Genomic DNA, 19,217 nt, shown 5'->3' with positions numbered 1-19,217 from the left:
TATGGCTAATAAATTAAACATAGTTGAAGCCGTAAATCAGGCTATGATAAATGAAATGGAAAAAGATGAAGCTGTAGTGGTTTATGGTGAAGATGTTGGTGTTGAAGGTGGAGTATTTAGGGCTACTGTAGACCTTCAGAAAAAGTTTGGAAAAAAGAGAGTTTTCGATACTCCTCTTGCTGAATCTGCCATTGTAGGTACAGCTGTAGGCATGGCCATTAATGGTTTGAAGCCAATCGTTGAGATGCAATTTATGGGATTTTCATATCCTGCTTTCAATCAGATAATATCTCATGTTGCAAGAATGCGTAACCGTACTAGAGGACGTTTTACAGTTCCAATGGTAATTCGGGCCCCTTATGGTGGAGGTATAAGGGCTTTAGAACATCATTCTGAAAGTACAGAAGCTTTATACTCTCATATTCCAGGATTGAAGGTAGTAATACCTTCTACACCTTATGATACCAAAGGACTATTAATAGCAGCAATTAGGGATCCAGATCCAGTTATGTTTTTAGAACCAAAACGAATCTATAGAGCATTTAGACAGGAGGTTCCTGAAGAGGCTTATGAACTTCCAATTGGAAAGGCAAAGGTAGTAGAAAAAGGAGAAGATATTACCATAATCACCTGGGGAGCTATGGTAAGGGATGTGCAAAAAGCCAGCGAGACTGTAAAGAAAAAAGGAATTAATCCTGAGATCATAGATTTACGTACTATTTCCCCTATGGATAGAGAAACCTTTATAGAATCCGTTAAAAAAACTGGAAGGGCAATAATAGTTCACGAAGCTCCAAAGACTTTGGGAGTAGGTGCAGAGATAGTATCCATTATAAATGAAAAGGCCTTTCTGTATTTAGAAGCTCCTCCAACTAGAGTAACTGGTTTCGATACTATTTTCCCATTACCAAGAGGGGAAAAACACTATATTCCATCTCCGGAGAGAATAGCAAAGACCATAGAAGATGTAGTGAAATTTTAGAGAGGAGGTAATAAGATGAGATTTGAATTTCAATTTCCAGATATCGGCGAAGGTATTGTAGAAGGGAATCTTATGAAATGGCTGGTAAAAGAAGGAGAAGATATAGAGGAAGGTCAGTCTCTGGCTGAAGTAGAGACAGATAAAGTCACTACTGAAATACCCTCCCCGAGAACAGGAAAAGTTCTAGAATTAAAGGCTGAAGAAGGAGATGTAGTTAATGTAGGAGATGTCTTTGTTGTCATAGATACTGTAGGAAAGGCTGATGGAACAGATGAAAAAGAAGAATTGTCTGAAAAGAAGGAAGTAGTAAAAGAAGAAACGGCTGGAGTAGTAGGTGAAGTAATAGCTTCTTCTGAAGAAATTCCACCAAGTACTGAAGTGGAGGATGACATTTCAGCGAAATCGAAAAAGGTTAAAGTGCTTGCTACACCTGTTGCACGGAAATTGGCGAAGGATTTAGGTGTAGATATTACAAAGGTAAAAGGTACAGGACCAAATGGCAGAGTTATGAAGGAAGATATCAGGAAAACTAAAGAAGCCAAGTCTAAACCAGAGGAAGAAAGAAAGGCTCCTGAAATAGGTCATAAAGAAAGCACTTTGATAGAGAAAGGGAAGATAAAAAGAATTCCACTTACTAGAATAAGAAAAACTATTGCAGAACAAATGGCAACTTCTAGGTTTACAATCCCCCATACAACTGCAATGAATGAAATAGATGTAACTGAATTATATGAGTTTAGGAAAAAATATAAGGAAAAGTTAAAAGAAGAAGTGAATTTAACCTTCCTTCCATTTATTCTTAAAGCAGTTATAGTAGCACTGAAAGAATTCCCAGAATTCAATTCTGAATTCGATGAGGAAAAAGATGAGTTAATATTAAAGTATTTCTATAATATTGGCATAGCTACTGACACTGAACGAGGGTTGGTGGTGCCCGTTATAGAAGATGCGGACAAAAAAAGTATAGTAGAAATTGCTAAAGCAATACAAGGCTTAAGCAATAGAGCTAAAAATAATAGAATGGAACTTCATGAGCTTAAAGGAGGTACCTTTAGTATAACAAACTATGGTTCTATAGGAGGACATTTTGGTATCCCAATCATCAATTACCCTGAATCCGCAATTTTAGGTGTAGGACGTATTGTTAAAAAACCTATTGTAAAAGATGATCAAATAGTTATTGCTAGGATGTTGCCTTTATCCTTATCCTATGATCATAGAATAGTTGATGGTGCTAGTGGAGCACGGTTCTTAAATATATTGTCGAGACTATTGAAAGAACCAGAGATACTGTTGTTGAAATCATAGAAAGAAATGAAGGTGATTATATGAATAGATATGACCTTATTATAATAGGAGGAGGACCTGGAGGCTATGTAGCTGCCATAAAGGCAGCCCAACTTGGGGGTAAGGTAGCAGTAGTTGAAAAAGAAAAGTTAGGTGGAGTATGTTTGAACTGGGGCTGTATACCTACCAAAACTATATTAAAAACTGCTAAACTGTATAAGGATATATTAAGAGGCGAAGAATTTGGTATAATTGGTATTGACAATGCAGATATAAAAGTAGATTGGAATCTATTAACTAAGCGTAAGGACAAAGTAGTAAAGAGATTAGTATCCGGTATATACACTTTATTTAAGAGGAATAAAATAGACCTTTTTGAAGGAATGGGAAAAGTCATAGATAAAAATAATGTAGAAGTTAATGGAGAAACTATAACTGGCAAAAATCTTATATTAGCAACAGGAGCTAAAGATAATATACCTTCTATTGAAGGATTAGATAATGCTTTAAAATCTGGAAAAATTATTAATAGCAAAGGAGCCTTACAGTTGGAGGAGATTCCTAAGGATTTAGTAATAGTTGGTGGTGGAGTCATAGCAGTAGAATTTGCTACAATTTTCAACTCATTAGGTTCAAATGTAACTCTAATTCAGAGGTCAAGCCGCATATTGTCTTCCACAGAGAAGGAAATGGCCAATACTCTACAAAAACAACTTATTAGAAAAGGAATTAATATTTTAACGGACACAAGATTAAAGTCCATAACTGAAGCTAGAGTTTTAATTGACCATAAAGGGGAAGAAAAATTATTTAAGGGAGACAAATACCTTATATCTTTAGGATTGAAGGCTCAGTTAAATGGAATAGAAAATTTAAATCTAGAGTTAGATTCTAAAGGATTTGTAAAGACCAATGAAAAAATGGAAACTAGCATAGAAGGAGTTTATGCCATTGGTGATTTAAATGGAAAATTTGCGCTAGCACATGTTGCCTCTGCAGAAGGGATAGTAGCTGCAGGAAATATTATGGGTAAAGATAGCACTATGAATTATGATATAGTCCCATCCTGTATATATACTTTCCCTGAGCTTGCATCTGTTGGACTTACAGAAGAAGAAGCAAAGAATAGAGGATATGATATTACGGTAAGTAAGTTTCCATTGGCCGCCAATGGAAAAGCGTTAGCAGAAGGAGAAACTATAGGCTTTGCTAAAATAATATCTGATAATCAATATGGCGAAGTCATAGGAACTCACATCATGGCTAGCAATGCAACGGATATGATTTCAGAAGCCATAATGACAATACAAATTGAAGGGACGGTATATGATATAGCAAAAGCTATACATCCTCATCCCACACTATCGGAAACAGTTATGGAAGCAGCTTTTGGCGCTATAGATAAACCTATACACATCTAATATGGTATATGAGAAAAGTTAGATTGAAAAAATCTAACTTTTCTTTTGTAAGTTAGCAAATTAATATGAGTCGAAAAGCTGTTGGAATTTATTTTGTAACAGCTTTTTTTATTATGGTATAATTATGTTAATACTTTATATTATAGTTTTCACAAATCTAGGGAGAAGGTGGTATTTTGAAAGATCCATTTGGAAGAAATATTAACTACCTACGCATATCCGTAACTGATCTATGTAATTTAAGATGTAAATACTGCATGCCAGAAGAAGGCATTCCTAAAGTTCCTCACCAAGATGTATTATCAATTGAAGAAATAGAAAAGATAGCTAAAGTTTTTGTAAATTTAGGAGTAAACAAGATACGTCTTACTGGCGGGGAGCCTTTATTAAGAAATGGAATTCTAGATATAGTGGAGAGGATTGGCAAATTAAAAGGGCTTAGAGATTTCGCTATAACAACCAATGGAGTACTACTAAAAAGATATGCTAAGGAGTTAAAATTAAGAGGATTAAAAAGAGTAAATATAAGTTTAGACACATTAGATAAGAAAAAATATAAATATATAACTAGAGTTGGAAAATTAGAAGATGTGATAGAAGGAATAGAAGTTGCAAAACAAGTAGGATTGACTCCTGTCAAGATAAACACAGTTCTAATAGGGGGATTTAATGACAATGAAATAGAAGACATAATAAGATTGACGCAAAAAGAAGAAATAGATGTACGATTTATTGAACTAATGCCTATAGGAGAGGGTGTGAAATATGAACCAGAATATTTTATATCTAATCAAATAGTATTAGAAAAAAACCCAAAATTAATTGAAGTAGAACGTAAAGATTTATCTTCTCCTGCAGTTTACTATAAACTGCCTAATGCTAAAGGAAGAATTGGATTGATTAATCCAATATCCTGTAAGTTTTGTAAATACTGTAATAGAGTAAGGCTGACGGCTCAAGGCAAATTAAAACTATGCCTTCATTCTAATAATGAAATAGATCTAAAGGAGGCTTTAAGAAGTGGACAAGACATAGAGAAAATAATAATAGATGCTGTAGGTCAAAAGCCGGAGTCTCACCATTTAGAAAATGGACAGTATGTTTCAAAAAAAATGTATCAAATAGGAGGATAGAGATTATGGATTTTACTCATTTTAATGAAGAAGGTAGAGCTCATATGGTAGAGGTAGGGAGGAAAAATGATACTAAAAGAATTGCTAAAGCCTATGGGAAAGTAAGAATGAAAAAAGAAACCATTGAAATGATAAAGGATGGGCTTATTAAAAAGGGAGATGTTCTATCAGTAGCCCAGGTTGGAGGAATAATGGGTTCTAAAAAAACAAGTGAACTTATCCCAATGTGTCATAATATATTTATAACAGGTTCAAATATTAGATTTAATATATTGGAAGAAAGCATAGAGATAGAATCAGAAGTGAAAACGGTTGGCAAAACAGGGGTAGAAATGGAAGCTTTGACAGCAGTATCAATGGCAGCATTAACCATATATGATATGTGCAAATCAATAGATAGAAGTATGGTAATCGAAGAAATTAAGCTTATGCAAAAATCTGGAGGTAAATCAGGAGAATTTATTAGAAAAGATGATTAATGAAAGAGGGGATCATGTGAATAGGTTTGGAAAAGTGGTTGATATAAATAGATCTGAAAAAAAAGGGATAGTTAAAAAGCCCATAGAAAAAGGTATATTCGTTAAAGACTATGGTTTAGAAGGAGATGCTCACGTGGGTAAATGGCATAGACAGATAAGTTTACTTGGAATTGAAAGTTTTAAAAAGATGAAGGATTTAGGAGTAGATGGGCTGAACCATGGTGATTTTGCAGAAAATATTACAACAGAAGGGTTGATATTATATGAACTTCTTGTAGGGACTAGGTTAAGAATAGGAGAAACCATTCAGGAAGTTACTCAAATAGGTAAGGAATGTCATACAGGATGTGCTATAGCACAAAAGGTTGGCAAGTGCATAATGCCTAAAGAAGGCATATTTACTAAAGTCATAAAAGGTGGAATTGTTAAGCCTGGAGATACTATAGAGGTGTTATAATTTATGGATAAATATATTCCAATAGGGGAAGTAGTAGGCATCTACTTTCAAGATAAAAAGGGAGGGCCTAATAGATTAATAGAACAAGGGTATTTTAAAAAAGATAAGGGATTAGTATGTGACATTCACTTTGGACATAGTAGGAGACAGGTATCACTATTCACTGTTGAAGGCAAAAAAGAAATTCAATCACTAGACACAAAGGGGCTATGTACTGAAAGGTTTCATGAGAATATAAGAGTTAAAGATTTAGATTTAGACAAGTTAAAGGTTGGTGTTATGATAAAAATAGGCGAAACTATACATGAAGTTACAGAAATAGGGAAGAGATGTTTCCCAGAGTGTGAAATAATAAAAAGAGGCAATACTTGTTCTCTATCGAAGCAGGTCTTTTTTACGAGGGTTATAAAAGATGGGCAAGTAAACATACATGATAAAATATTAGTAATATGAATTCATATAATATGATAATAACTAGGAGAGGTGAAGAGATGATTAAAGTCGAGGTAAGACTGTTTGCTTACTTTAGAGAAGGAAGAAAGAAAAATCAAATGATGGAGGTTGACGAAGGAACCACTATTTCCAATATAGTCAAAGTTTTGGGTATTGATGAAATTGAAGTAGCTATTATGTTGCTTAATGGAAGAGATGGTTCAGGGGATAGACAGCTTAAAGATGGTGATGTTATCTCATTATTTCCGCCCATAGGTGGAGGATAAAATAGATATGTAGATTATATTTTATAAATTTATAAAGAAGAGGATCTGATTATAGTAATGGATAAAGGAGAATAATATTATGCTAACTTATGAAATCCCTGGAAGAGGAAAAATAGAGATAGAAAATGTTGTTTTAGACTATAACGGAACCATAGCAGTAAATGGCAAAATATTGGAAGATATAAAGGAATTAATTTCTGAGTTAAAAGAATATGTAAATGTATACATATTAACGGCAGATACTTATGGAACAGTAAAAGAAGAATGTAGCGATATAGAAGCAGAGGTTTTAACCTTTCCTAAGGATAATGCTGGTGAGTATAAAAAGCAAATAGTAGAAAAACTAAATGGAGGTAGAACTGTCTGTGTAGGAAATGGATATAACGACATATCTATGTTTAAGGAATCCGTACTATCAATAGCAGTCATTGAAGGTGAAGGAGCTTCTGGCAAGCTTTTGACTTATGCTGATATAGTGGCTAGGTCTATATTAGAAGCCTTTGAGGTTATTTTAAACAAAAATAAGATTAAAGCAGACCTTAGAAACTAAAAAATCCCTGTACTAATCATTAAGTACAGGGATACTACTTTTATCCACTAAATATTCTTCTAACGTTATATTTTTTTCGTAGATTTCTTTAGCAACTTCTTTACCTACATATCTGATATGCCAAGGTTCATAGCTATATCCAGTTATGTCCACTGCCTCTTTAGGATAGCGAATTATAAATCCAAATTTGTGAGCGTTTTCTTTAAGCCATTTTCCTTCTATAGTTTGTCCAAAATCTTGTTCTAAAGTAAATCCGAGTGATTGACATGACAAATCCATAGCAAGACCAGTTTGATGCTCACTTTGTCCAGGATATGCAGTCAGCTTGTTAGCTTCCTCGAACCCATCTCTTTCAGCCCTCGTATTGAAAAGGTAACTTTGTGTATTATATGATCTATATCCTGAGATAGCAAAAAGATATATACCTTCTTCATTAGCTTGATTAAATAATTCCTCCAGTGCGTTTGCAGCTTCTTTTCTCATATACTTTTTTTCTAATGTTTCTTCAAATGGAAATCTTACATTTGGAATTACTAAATCCTCAGGTTTGTAATCAGGAGGAAGATTTCTATTTTTATTTACTAATACTAAGGTGTCATCTGTATTTTTTATTACTGTATTTCCTTCATCATCTATGTAGGTAGTGTCTTTTAGCAGGTCTTCTTCTATAATTTCTTCTGTTGTTGGTTCTGGAAAATTATTATCTTTTTCAGAAGGTTCATGAGTTTCTGATGGTAAATTGGGCTCAAACAAATATTCATCAGCTACAGAGCCAGATTCGGACTTCCCACGAAATATAAAAAGACTGCTAAGTATGATGACAAATATAATAATAACAAATATTTTTCTTTTCATAAAAACAACTCCTAAAATAATTTATAAGTACATCTTACAATAATATTCGACAAAAAACAAACTGATTCTTCATAGTTTTATAATTAATTTAAAAAAGTATTGCCAAGAGCCCTGTAAGAGAGTAAAATATTTTATTATAAATTAAAATAGGAAGGCACGATGACATGGATGAAACTAATTACTTTTAACCCATTTAGAACTTTAGGAATATCAAATGTAACATATATTAAACCCGAAAATATGTTTAATGAAATAGAAAAGCTTAAAAAAGCTGATGTTTTACTGTTCCCTGAATACTGGCAAGTGAATACATTGGTATATGGATTGAAGAAAAAGATATTTCCAAGCATTAACACTTATCATTTGGGACACAACAAGATTGAAACCACTAGAGTATTACAAACCACATTTCCAGAAAATATTCCATATACAAGAATACTAAATAAAGACCATATAGACATAGATGAGATTGAATTAGAATTCGGATATCCATTAGTAGCTAAAGAGATAAAGAGCTCAATGGGAAGAGGTGTTTTTCTTGTAGAAGACAGGAGTCAACTAAAATCCTATATAGATAATAATGAATCTTTATATATTCAAGAAAAGCTCCCTATAGATAGAGACCTAAGAATAGTCTATGTTGGATATGGAGTAATAGGCTCATATTGGAGAATAGCAAACCAAGGAGCTTTTCACAACAATATTGCAAAAAGAGCCTCTTATGATTATAACAACATACCAACAGGAGCGATTGAATTAGTAGAATCTGTGGCAAGACAATTAGGCATAAATCATGCAGGATTTGATATAGCAGTAGTTGATAATAGATATTATATTTTAGAATATAACGTAATGTTTGGCAATGAAGGTTTGAGAAATATTGGAGTTGATGTGGAGAAGTATATATATGAATATATTACCACAAACCCAGAATTTCCTCCTAGCGATCCGACATGGCCAAGAGCGTCTTAAAATTCGGTAACTGATGTTACCGAATTTTTTAAAATTGAGGGATATAATGTTTAATATAAATATGAATTATAATAGGAGTTTTGATTCAGGAGGGATTTATAATGAGTAAATATTTTGATATACAGGATAAGGTATATGATATAACTGAAAAATATCCTGAAACTATAGATATATTTGTGTCAAATGGCTTTAAACAATTAGCCGATGGAAAGATGAGAGAAAAAATGGGCAAGACCATTTCGCTAAATATGGCTCTAAAAAGTAAAAGGATAAATATAGAACAATTTGTTCAAAAACTAGTAAATTCGATAGAACAAAATAGGATGTCTGAAGATAAATCCTTGGTTAATCAGGAAAAGGTAGAGAACGCTAATATAAGGATTGATGGTATTCTTCCATGTCCAGTTAGAATGCCTTTAATGGAAGCTTTTAATGAATGGATGGATGAGGAAAGTGATAAATTAGATATAACTGTTGATTATCAATTAAAGGCTGCATCTAGCGGAGTAGATTGGCTAAAGGAAAAAATAGAAAAAGCAGAGTCTGAAGACGCTTTATCTGATTTATTTATATCAGCTGGTTTTGATTTGTTTTTTGATACTAATCTAATGGGTAAATTTAAGAAAAAAGGTACTTTTGAAGATATGACAGGTTTTGATAGGTTTAATGAGGATTTTGATAATGAATATATAAGTTTATTGGATCCAGATAGAGAATATTCTATAATTGGCGTAGTACCGGCAGTATTTCTTGTAAATACAGAAGAATTAAATGGGAGAGATATTCCTAAGTCCTGGGAAGATATTTTTAAGCCCGAATTTGAAGATCAAGTAAGTCTACCAATTGGAGATTTTGATCTATTTAATGCAATTTTATTAAACATTTACAAGAAATATGGGAAACAAGGAATAAAGGGATTGAAGAAGTCTTTATTTAAAGGTATGCATCCTTCTGAAATGGTAAAGTCCCATACTAGACCAGAAAAACCAGTAGTTACAATAATGCCTTACTTCTTTACCAAAATGACAAAAGAAGGAGGACCCATGAAGGCAGTTTGGCCTGAAGATGGTGCTATTATAAGCCCTATATTTTTACTAACCAAGAAATCTAAGAAAGACGATTTAAAGTCATTTGTTGATTTATTTGCATCAAAAAAGGTAGGAGAAATACTATCACATAATGGAAGATTCCCAAGCACTAATCCTAAAGTAGATAACAAAATACCAAAAGATCAAAAATATATGTGGCTTGGATGGGATTATATAAAGAAAAATGATATTGGAAGATTAATTAGTGAATGTGAGAAGATATTTAATGAATCTATATAGAAGGTGATATGCATGAATTTAGTAACAATTTCAGGTCCTCCATCATCAGGGAAGACCTCTATAATACTGAAAGTTATTGAAGCACTAAAACAAAGAGATATATCTGTAGGAGTAGTTAAATTTGACTGTCTCTATACAGATGATGACATACTATATAAAAAAGCAGGTGTTCCTGTAAAAAAAGGGTTATCAGGATCCCTTTGTCCTGATCACTATTTTATAAGCAATATAGAAGAAGTAGTCCAATGGGGAAGAAAGCAGAAATTGGATTTACTTATTACAGAATCAGCAGGATTATGTAATAGATGTTCTCCTTATATAAAGAATATAAAAGCAGTATGTGTAATAGATAATCTATCAGGAATAAATACTCCTAAGAAAATTGGGCCTATGCTTAAATCTGCTGATATGGTAGTAATTACAAAAGGAGATATTGTATCTCAGGCAGAAAGGGAAGTATTTGCCTCAAAGGTAAACTCAGTTAATCCAAAAGCAGTTACTATGCATATTAATGGATTAACTGGCCAAGGGGCATTTGAACTTAGCACATTATTATATGATGATAGTGAAGATATAGAAACTGTTCAAGGAGAAAAATTAAAGTTCCCAATGCCATCTGCATTATGTTCATATTGTTTAGGAGAAACTAGAATAGGAGAAGACTATCAGATGGGAAATGTAAGAAAGATAAAATTAGGTGATGAAGATGAATAATATATTAAATACAGTTACAATAATGAAATTGCAACAAAAGTATCCATTTATAATAAACTATTTTGAAGAAAATAGATTAAATGTTAAAGGTTTTGAAGACAAAACCTTTGAAGAATATCTAAATCATTTTTCTGAAGAAGAAATAGAAGAATGGGGAATGGATATTAAGAATATAGAAGAAGGTTTACTAGAATATATATCCCAAATGTTAGGGTTTTTAGGCATTGAAGAGGGTGAAGGGATAGAATCATTAACCATAATATCTGGGACCAATAAAAATGGGCAAAAGGAAAACTATGATAATCTTACTATCAATAAATCAGAGATAATATCTATAGTAGGGCCTACAGGTTCTGGAAAGAGTAGACTCTTAGCAGATATAGAATGGACTGCACAAAAGGATACTCCTACAGGTAGGACAATCCTTATAAATGGAGAAATTCCAGATATGAAGTGGAGATTTTCTTCCAATAATAAATTAGTTGCCCAATTGTCTCAAAACATGAATTTTGTAATAGATTTAACTGTTTATGAGTTTTTAGAGCTTCATGCCCAAAGCAGAATGGTTGAAAATGAGGAAGAAGTCATAAAGGAGATAATAGAAGCAGCAAATAATCTGTCAGGAGAAAAATTTGATTTAAATTCACACATAACTAATTTAAGTGGTGGACAATCTAGAGCACTGATGATTGCAGATACTGCAATTTTAAGTTCTTCACCTATAGTATTAATAGATGAAATAGAAAATGCAGGTATCGATAGAAAGAAAGCATTAAATTTATTGGTAAGCAGCGACAAAATAGTTCTAATAGCAACTCATGATCCGATTTTAGCACTTATGGCAGACAAAAGGATTGTAATAAAAAATGGAGGAATAGAAAAAATCATTGAAACAAGTGAAGAAGAGAAAAGGGCATTGTCTAGATTAGAACAGATGGATAACATAATTCAGGATATGAGGAATTATTTAAGAAATGGTTTGACAATTGATAATGGACAGTTAAATGTTGCTATGAGACGAAATTTATAATTCAAAGTTACGAAATAATAGAAAGGATGAATCAATATGCATGAAGGATGTTCAGCAAGTTTCGAAGATGGTAAACAAGTGGTGGATAAGATAAGGATGATGGGGTTTGCAGACCAACCTATGGTTATGCCCTTTAATATAAAATGTGAAGAGTGCGGAGAAGAGTTTATAATGGAAACACATGAAGGAAAATGTCCTAAATGTAGTATGGTATACGGAGTAACTCCATGTCATGCTTTTAATCCAGATAATGTAATGGCAGCGGGGAAAAATTATTAGGATTACATCAATTGTGAATTAGGAAACAATCTTTGTGACGCTCCGTATAATCTTCTTTGAAAATAATTTATCAATATTTTGAAATTGTAACATAGGTTACAGATTTAGTAGGAATTAAATATTAAAATATAATCATCGACAATAAATAAGGGGGTCTAAAAAGTTATGTCAATGTTTTGTTATCAATGTCAGGAAACAGTAGGAGGAAAAGGCTGCACTAAAGTTGGAGTATGTGGTAAGACTGCAGACCTTGCTAATCTACAAGATTTAATGATATATACCTTAAAAGGTATTTCAGAATTAGGAGTAAAGGCAGATGAAATTGGATATCAAATGCCTGGTTTAGATAGATTCATGATGAGTGGTCTATTCATGACTATTACAAATGCAAACTTTGATAAAGATAGATTCTTAGCAGAGATTAAAAAAGGCCTTAGATTGAGAGATGAATTAAAGGCAAACTTAGAGGAAAAGGGAATAAATTTAGATGACTTAAAAGATGCTTCTACTTTTTCAGTTAACTCAGATGACGATATAGTATATAAAGCAAATAACGATAAAGATAGAGTAGGAGTATTAGCTACAGAAGATGAAGATATTCGTTCACTAAGAGAGCTTATTACTTACGGGCTAAAAGGTATGGCTGCTTATGCAGAACATGCAGATAATTTAGGATATGATAACCCAGAAATTCCAAAGTTCATTAGGAAGGCTCTGGCAGCTACTTTAGATGATAGTTTAACTATAGATGATTTAGTTGCATTGACTCTTGAAACTGGTAAATATGGTGTAGATGTAATGGCACTACTTGATAAGGCTAATACGTCAACTTACGGAAACCCAGAAATTACTGAAGTAAATATTGGAGTAAGAAATAATCCAGCAATACTAGTGTCAGGTCATGACTTAAGAGACTTAGAAGAGCTATTGAAACAGACAGAAGGTACTGGAGTAGATATTTATACTCATGGTGAAATGTTACCAGCTCACTATTATCCAGCATTCAAGAAATATGATCACTTTGTAGGGAACTATGGTAATGCTTGGTGGAAACAAAAAGAAGAATTTGAAAAATTCAATGGAGCAATCTTATTTACAACAAACTGTATAGTACCACCAAAAGCATCCTATGCTGACAGAGTATATACTACAGGATCAACTGGATATCCAGGGTTTAAACATATTCCAGATAGAGTAGATGATAAGCCAAAAGACTTCTCAGAGATCATTGAACACGCTAAAAAATTACCAGCACCTACTGAAATAGAAACAGGGAAGATTATTGGAGGATTTGGTCACGCTCAAGTATTTGCACTAGCAGATAAGGTAGTAGATGCAGTAAAATCAGGAGCAATTAAGAAGTTCTTCGTAATGGCAGGTTGTGATGGTAGAATGAAACAAAGAAATTACTATACGGACTTTGCTAAAGCTTTACCAAAAGATACAGTAATTTTAACAGCAGGTTGTGCTAAATATAAATACAATAAGTTAAACTTAGGAGATATTGGAGGAATTCCAAGAGTATTAGATGCAGGACAATGTAACAATTCCTACTCATTAGCATTAATAGCATTAAAACTAAAAGAAATATTTGAACTTAACGACATAAATGAACTACCAATTGCATATAACATCGCATGGTATGAACAAAAAGCTGTAATAGTGTTACTAGCATTACTACACCTAGGAGTAAAGAATATCCACCTAGGACCAACACTACCAGCATTCCTATCACCAAATGTAGCTAAAGTATTGGTAGAAAACTTTGGAATTGGAACAATTTCAAACGTTGAAGATGATATAAAAATGTTCATGGAAGCTTAATAATAAACAAGGTCTCAGCTCTTCTATAAGAGTTGAGACCTTGTTTTTTTATAAAAATAGGTAATTCATATTAATCTTTTCAGGTGCAATTTGTATAAGACTCAGTGATGCTTTTGCGAACATTGTAAGTGATATACTTATCAATGTTATGTTACTTTAACTATATAGATTATTTATCAGTAGTCAATTTGCTATTGAAAGAATCGATTGGTATTTTTATAACAATTTGTATATAATTCAATATGTGAAAATTTCATGGCTCTTTAGGAGTGAGTTTATGCATAAGGATGACACTAAATGAGCGGTTAAGGGCAATTGCGATGGAAAAGGAATGTATAGAATATTTCTATACCAGTTTTAGTGACATTTATGAGTATGGTACAGTGACTTTATAAATGAAAAGAGTTGATATATTAAATGTTGTAGAAAAATTAACAAGAGAAGATGTGTTAATGCTAGAATCTAAGCCGAAATCAAATGTTGTAAAAATCCTTGACTATATAATAGCATTTTCACCAGTAATATTTGGGACAATATATATCTTGGAATATCTTTTAGTACCAAATTATAGAACAAATAAGACTACTAATGTCTATACATATTTTATTGGATTGTTAATCCTTATTGTGTTTGCTTATTTTATAATAGGATTGTTAAATAAAAAGATTTTTGCAAAGCTTAGATATAAAGCTCCATTTTATTCTTTTGTATTCTTTTTATTAATGGTATATGATTATTTAACTTTAAAAACTGGAATTTTAATACTTCCGTATTTTCCATGGGTGGATAAGGTTTATTTATTGGATTGTGTAAAGAATTCTCTAATTCTGCTATTTACAGGATATTTTATTGGAGCAGCAATTGGTTTTGTAACAGGTATATTATGTGGATATAGCAAGAGGGCAAATTATTGGGTATCACCTTTTATGAAGTTATTAGGTCCAATACCTTCCACGACTTGGTTGCCATTGGTAATGGTTGTATCGGCAAGTCTATTCAAAGGAGCTGTATTCATTATTGCATTGGGAGTATGGTTTTCAGTAACCTTAGCAACCATGATAGGTATACATAATGTAGATAAGAGTTATTTTTCAGCAGCAAAGACTCTTGGTGCAAGAGATACTCAATTAGTTACAAAAATTGCTCTTCCAGCTGCACTGCCAAATATTTTTCAAGGCTTAACTCAAGGTATGAGTTCTGCATGTACTGCATTACTTGTAGGTGAGATGTTAGGTGTAGAATCAGGATTAGGTTGGTATATAACTTGGCAGAAATCATGGGCTGAGTTTGCAAAGATGTATGCAGCTATTATAATTATCTGTCTTACATTCATCACTGTTAACTGGCTACTTACTAAAGTAAGAAAAATAGCACTTAAATGGCAGGAGGTGGCTTAGTGGATAGAGAAAACAGTTATATTTTAGAACTAAAAGGTATATGTAAGTCTTTTTTATCAACAAATGATAGTCATGGTGTCACCATTGCTTTGGAGGATATCGACTTATCTATTAGAGATGGAGAATTTATAAGTATTGTAGGACCATCAGGGTGTGGCAAATCCACTATATTAAGACTTATTAGCAGGGTTAATTTCTCCAACTAAAGGAAGAATTGAACTTGATGGCAAGGCTATAAAAGGTACAAGTATTAATAGAGGGATGGTTTTCAAAGAGCCAACTCTTTTTCCATGGCTAACTGTGGAGGATAATGTATCGTTTAGTTTGAAGATGTTAGGAAAGCATAAGGAAAAAAAGGATCAGGTGGATAGACTTATTGATGTTGTTGGACTCAGTGACTTTAGACATTCATATCCTCATCAATTATCAGGTGGTATGGCACAAAGGGTCGCATTAATTAGAACAATGATTAATGAGCCAGAAGTTTTTCTCTTAGATGAACCCCTTGGAGCTTTAGATGCTTTTACAAGAATGAATATGCAAGATGAACTTTTATCCATGTGGAGTTCAAACAAGCATATAATGATTATGGTAACTCATGATATTGATGAGGCCATATACATGAGTACGAGAGTAGTGACTATAGCACCAAGATCTGGGAGAATAAAGAAACAAATAGAAATTGATTTACCATATCCAAGAAATAGAATGAGTGATGAATTTATAGATTATAGAAAAGAAATCATGGAAAATTTAAACTTTTAATGGTAGTGTTAACTAGAGTATGAAAAACTAGAATAAAGAAACTCAATCTAGATATAAGTAAATTTTGCTAAAAAACAGAGAAGTTTAAAGAAAAATTCACTAAAAAACAAGAAAAATTTTAAGACACTTTCCTCAAACCTCTTTTTTAGCATAACAATACGGATTTAATGTCAGTTAAGAAGTCGAAAACTTTTGGGTCGAGTCATTTGACAGCCATTAAACCGATTGTTTTAAATTCTTTGAGGTTGAAGGAAAAGTATACAAAAGCGTTTAAGAAGCTTGATTTGTTAAAATGTGTCTTTGTGACAACTCAATAAGCTTCTGCCATTTTCCAGTCATATTAGGAACAGCTTCAAGTTCTGAAATTGAATTAAGAGACTCCCAATAAGTATCGAAATGTGGCCTAAGGAAATTGTAGTAGGCAACAAATAAGCCTACATGAGTATCTGAACCTTTACCGCTACCATAACCATTAGTGAATTGGTAAGAAAATTTAAAGGTTCTGTTTAAGCGTTCAATGATCTGTTTTAACCATCGATATTCCTTAGAAATAGGATCATCATTGGTAAGTCCGATAACTTGAATTAGGTTAAAATCCTTATCATTAAGAGCGAATTGTTGCTTTGCAAGATTGTATACAGAGTATCCATTAGAAACAAATTTAAGATTTAATCCTGGAAACTCTTTAAATTTTTGAAATGCCATACGCATAGCTAAAATACAGGGGTCAATGCTTCTAGTATTTGATACTTGATAGCCTAAAATAGATTTTTTAAGAGCATCCATGACAAACCAAACGTAGTGGGTAACGCCTTTAATCTTAACATAAGTCTCATCAGCTGCAAGATAATTGGTAGGTTTGTAATCAAAATCATCAACAAAAGGTTTAAAAATTGTAGCAGCAGTTTTCGCATATTTACTAATCATAACATGAGAAATTTTAACTTGATGAACCTCCTAAAGGGCTCTTGTAGTAGCTCTGGTAGATAGACCAAGATTAACATGATAAGTGAGACAAAGTCCCATTACATGATGAGGGAATTTTCTAAAAATAAGACTAAAGGAACCTTTAGGCATAGAAGATAAATCCACCTTGAAGAAATCAATAGTGAGTTCTCGATAGATATAGTGAAGTTTGAATCTATATTTGTTATTCTTAAATTCTTCAAGCTCCTCAGGAGAAAGCTTCTTTAGAGAATCAAGATAAAATGGGCATTTCATGTTAACACATTTATGTATATTAAAAAACTTACGACTTTTCTTTTTAAGAAGAGCACAACCACAATAAGGGCAAATAAGAGTATTAGAACTAAAATTTTCTTTATCCTTGTCGAACCTAAAGTTACAAATCTTGCAGAGGAGCTGACCTCGTCCACCGTTATTATCGTACAGATAATTATGAAGAGCACCACATCGAGGGCATATTGCATCAGAAGGCACGGATTTACCACCACGAGATTTAACAGGTTTTAACTCTTTGCCGTTCTTAGACTGATACTCTGATAGAAGAATTTTGTAGTTAAGTTTTTCAGGTTTTTTAATAATTGGTAAAGCATCAACAGTAAATTTCTGATATTTAGGACTAAAGTGATTATCTTTAAAATCATTTAGAGGAATAGTTTTAACAATAAACATAATTAATTGACGAATAGTCGAAATTAAAAATTGATTATATAAAAGTAAATATGATATAATTGAGTTCACAATGATCAACCTTTCTTATGTATTTTTGTTGGTTTGCCGACTCAATTATACCAGAAAAAGGGGGATCATTGTTTTTTATTTTTAAAAGACATTGAAACCCTTGATAAAACAGAGCTTTAATCTATAAATTAAATAAATAGGTTAACACTACATAATCCGAAAAGGAGGTTAAAGTTAAATTGGATTACTTAGAATTAAAGTCAGAAATGGACAATTATAAAGTGGAAATGTCAAGTGCAGAGAGAAGCTATAAGTATTTCAATGGAGAAAAAGTTGATCATCTTCTATATACACTTCAGTTACCAGAGCCAGCGTTAGCAAATATATATGGCTATACTACCTATCAAATGGAGAATGACATAAATGTATTTAAAGATATTATTGGAAAAAGGACTAAGCGGTTAGGAATTGAAGGTGTAAATGTAAGATTGTCCCTAAGGTCAATTGGCGGAGCTGTAGGTTCAAATTTAGTTTTTCCTGAAGATGGTTTAGATTATATTGATGACCATATTCTGAAAGATTACGATGACTTTGATAAACTTGAAATTCCTAATCCTTATGACAATAAAATACTTACTCCATTACTTGAAAGAGCGAAGGTACTGAAACAATCATATCCTGAGATGGCAATTACAACTGGTGTTGTTGGACCTTTTTCTACAGCTGTTGCAATAAGACCGATAGAAAGTGTCTTAAAAGATACTAGAAAGGATGTAAAAAATTTAGAGAAACTACTACAATTTTCAGTAGATGCTTCACTTAAATGGATTGAAGTTTTTACTAAAGAAATAGGTCCTGGAACTGCTTCTATCTCTGATCCTGTGACATGTACTGATATTTTAAGTAAAGAGCAGTTTAATAAGTTATCACTTCCTTATCTTGAGAAATTGATATCAGGATTAATAGAAATTACTGGTAAAAAACCATCTCTTCATATTTGTGGACATACGAAAGGAATTTGGGAGGATGTAGGAAAATTAGAAATTTCATCTTTTAGTGTAGACAACTGTGAAGATATAGGAGATACAGCAGAAGCTCTTGGAGATAAAATGCTCGTAGTTGGGAATGTACCTCCTATAGAAGTATTTAGGTATGGTACTATAGATGACGTAATAGAGTTTGTAAAAAGTTGTATAAAAAAAGCAGGCGACAGTCCTAAAGGATATATGCTATCAAGTGGGTGTCAGGTACCCATAGGAACTCCAATTGAAAACATGGAAGCTTTTGTATATGCCGTAAGAAAATATGGAGCAGGAGCAAGAATTGGAGAAATGCCAGAGGGAACGAGAGATGCATAAATTGGAACAAGTATCTCTTAGCT

General features: G+C 32.7%; 22 protein-coding genes. 19 read left to right on the top strand and 3 right to left on the bottom strand.

Going from position 1 to position 19,217, the window contains the following annotated elements; translation table 11 throughout:
• Position 1 precedes the first annotated feature (1 nt).
• The 9 genes from K8M07_RS05675 to K8M07_RS05635 all read left to right on the top strand — a co-directional run bounded on the left by K8M07_RS05675 (position 2) and on the right by K8M07_RS05635 (position 7,028).
• Positions 2-982, top strand: a complete 981-nt coding sequence (locus tag K8M07_RS05675; protein WP_223376933.1) for an alpha-ketoacid dehydrogenase subunit beta — start codon at positions 2-4, stop codon at positions 980-982.
• Positions 983-997: 15 nt separating this feature from the next.
• Positions 998-2,290, top strand: a complete 1,293-nt coding sequence (locus tag K8M07_RS05670) for a dihydrolipoamide acetyltransferase family protein (RefSeq protein ID WP_223376932.1) — start codon at positions 998-1,000, stop codon at positions 2,288-2,290.
• A 20-nt stretch (positions 2,291-2,310) separates the two neighbouring features.
• Positions 2,311-3,690 carry a dihydrolipoyl dehydrogenase gene (gene lpdA, locus K8M07_RS05665; protein ID WP_223376931.1) on the top strand — a complete coding sequence of 460 codons (1,380 nt, stop codon included), beginning with the start codon at positions 2,311-2,313 and terminating at the stop codon, positions 3,688-3,690.
• 176 nt (positions 3,691-3,866) lie between these two features.
• Complete coding sequence (moaA, locus tag K8M07_RS05660; protein ID WP_223376930.1) at positions 3,867-4,823, top strand: GTP 3',8-cyclase MoaA; 957 nt, start codon at positions 3,867-3,869, stop codon at positions 4,821-4,823.
• Positions 4,824-4,828: 5 nt separating this feature from the next.
• Positions 4,829-5,302: a cyclic pyranopterin monophosphate synthase MoaC gene (gene moaC, locus K8M07_RS05655; RefSeq protein WP_263282464.1), complete on the top strand. Its 474-nt coding sequence runs from the start codon at positions 4,829-4,831 to the stop codon at positions 5,300-5,302.
• Positions 5,295-5,759 carry an MOSC domain-containing protein gene (locus K8M07_RS05650; protein WP_411741956.1) on the top strand — a complete coding sequence of 155 codons (465 nt, stop codon included), beginning with the start codon at positions 5,295-5,297 and terminating at the stop codon, positions 5,757-5,759. The genes moaC and K8M07_RS05650 overlap by 8 nt, the downstream gene beginning before the upstream one ends.
• 3 nt (positions 5,760-5,762) lie before the next feature.
• Positions 5,763-6,212 carry an MOSC domain-containing protein gene (locus K8M07_RS05645; protein ID WP_223376928.1) on the top strand — a complete coding sequence of 150 codons (450 nt, stop codon included), beginning with the start codon at positions 5,763-5,765 and terminating at the stop codon, positions 6,210-6,212.
• A gap of 38 nt (positions 6,213-6,250) precedes the next feature.
• Positions 6,251-6,478, top strand: a complete 228-nt coding sequence (locus tag K8M07_RS05640; RefSeq protein WP_223376927.1) for a MoaD/ThiS family protein — start codon at positions 6,251-6,253, stop codon at positions 6,476-6,478.
• A 79-nt stretch (positions 6,479-6,557) separates the two neighbouring features.
• Positions 6,558-7,028, top strand: coding sequence for an HAD family hydrolase (locus K8M07_RS05635; RefSeq protein ID WP_223376926.1), 471 nt, complete (start codon positions 6,558-6,560; stop codon positions 7,026-7,028).
• Positions 7,029-7,040: 12 nt separating this feature from the next.
• Here the strand turns inward: K8M07_RS05635 and K8M07_RS05630 are convergent, their stop codons facing one another.
• The gene (locus K8M07_RS05630; protein ID WP_223376925.1) at positions 7,041-7,883 is read right to left on the bottom strand and encodes a D-alanyl-D-alanine carboxypeptidase family protein; all 843 of its coding nucleotides are present in this window, start codon (positions 7,881-7,883) and stop codon (positions 7,041-7,043) included.
• A 159-nt stretch (positions 7,884-8,042) separates the two neighbouring features.
• On the opposite strand from K8M07_RS05630, the gene K8M07_RS05625 reads away from it, so the two are divergent.
• The 9 genes from K8M07_RS05625 (at position 8,043) to K8M07_RS05590 (ending at position 16,192) form a co-directional block, all read left to right on the top strand.
• On the top strand, positions 8,043-8,855 hold the full coding sequence (locus K8M07_RS05625; RefSeq protein ID WP_223376924.1) for a RimK family alpha-L-glutamate ligase: 813 nt from the start codon (positions 8,043-8,045) through the stop codon (positions 8,853-8,855).
• Between the two features lie 101 nt (positions 8,856-8,956).
• Positions 8,957-10,183, top strand: a complete 1,227-nt coding sequence (locus tag K8M07_RS05620) for an ABC transporter substrate-binding protein (RefSeq protein ID WP_223376923.1) — start codon at positions 8,957-8,959, stop codon at positions 10,181-10,183.
• A gap of 12 nt (positions 10,184-10,195) precedes the next feature.
• The gene (locus K8M07_RS05615) at positions 10,196-10,897 is read left to right on the top strand and encodes a GTP-binding protein (RefSeq protein WP_223376922.1); all 702 of its coding nucleotides are present in this window, start codon (positions 10,196-10,198) and stop codon (positions 10,895-10,897) included.
• Positions 10,890-11,927: an ATP-binding cassette domain-containing protein gene (locus K8M07_RS05610; RefSeq protein WP_223376921.1), complete on the top strand. Its 1,038-nt coding sequence runs from the start codon at positions 10,890-10,892 to the stop codon at positions 11,925-11,927. The genes K8M07_RS05615 and K8M07_RS05610 overlap by 8 nt, the downstream gene beginning before the upstream one ends.
• Positions 11,928-11,963: 36 nt before the next feature.
• Positions 11,964-12,206 (top strand): hypothetical protein, encoded by a 243-nt coding sequence (locus K8M07_RS05605; protein WP_223376920.1) that lies wholly within the window; start codon positions 11,964-11,966, stop codon positions 12,204-12,206.
• 165 nt (positions 12,207-12,371) lie between these two features.
• A complete protein-coding gene (hcp, locus tag K8M07_RS05600; protein ID WP_223376919.1) occupies positions 12,372-14,030 on the top strand; it encodes a hydroxylamine reductase in 1,659 nt (552 codons plus the stop codon).
• Positions 14,031-14,425: 395 nt separating this feature from the next.
• Positions 14,426-15,427 carry an ABC transporter permease gene (locus K8M07_RS05595; protein ID WP_223376918.1) on the top strand — a complete coding sequence of 334 codons (1,002 nt, stop codon included), beginning with the start codon at positions 14,426-14,428 and terminating at the stop codon, positions 15,425-15,427.
• Positions 15,427-15,633, top strand: a complete 207-nt coding sequence (locus K8M07_RS12630; protein WP_263282463.1) for an ATP-binding cassette domain-containing protein — start codon at positions 15,427-15,429, stop codon at positions 15,631-15,633. The genes K8M07_RS05595 and K8M07_RS12630 overlap by 1 nt, the downstream gene beginning before the upstream one ends.
• The gene (locus tag K8M07_RS05590; protein ID WP_317845477.1) at positions 15,620-16,192 is read left to right on the top strand and encodes an ABC transporter ATP-binding protein; all 573 of its coding nucleotides are present in this window, start codon (positions 15,620-15,622) and stop codon (positions 16,190-16,192) included. The genes K8M07_RS12630 and K8M07_RS05590 overlap by 14 nt, the downstream gene beginning before the upstream one ends.
• Positions 16,193-16,462: 270 nt before the next feature.
• Here the strand turns inward: K8M07_RS05590 and K8M07_RS05585 are convergent, their stop codons facing one another.
• Both K8M07_RS05585 and K8M07_RS05580 read right to left on the bottom strand, forming a co-directional pair.
• Positions 16,463-17,119 (bottom strand): transposase, encoded by a 657-nt coding sequence (locus K8M07_RS05585; protein WP_223376917.1) that lies wholly within the window; start codon positions 17,117-17,119, stop codon positions 16,463-16,465.
• A gap of 30 nt (positions 17,120-17,149) precedes the next feature.
• Complete coding sequence (locus K8M07_RS05580; protein ID WP_223376916.1) at positions 17,150-17,896, bottom strand: hypothetical protein; 747 nt, start codon at positions 17,894-17,896, stop codon at positions 17,150-17,152.
• Positions 17,897-18,075: 179 nt separating this feature from the next.
• Between K8M07_RS05580 and K8M07_RS05575 the strand changes: the two genes are divergently transcribed.
• Positions 18,076-19,194: a uroporphyrinogen decarboxylase family protein gene (locus K8M07_RS05575; RefSeq protein ID WP_223376915.1), complete on the top strand. Its 1,119-nt coding sequence runs from the start codon at positions 18,076-18,078 to the stop codon at positions 19,192-19,194.
• The last annotated feature ends 23 nt before the right edge of the window (positions 19,195-19,217 follow it).

Origin of the sequence: Schnuerera sp. xch1 (assembly GCF_019931165.1) — a bacterium.
In the GTDB taxonomy this organism is placed as follows: Bacteria; Bacillota; Clostridia; order Tissierellales; family Tepidimicrobiaceae; genus JAIOUP01.
The sequence above is the reverse complement of the archived record's forward strand: the minus strand, read 5'-3'. Positions and strand labels throughout refer to the sequence as shown.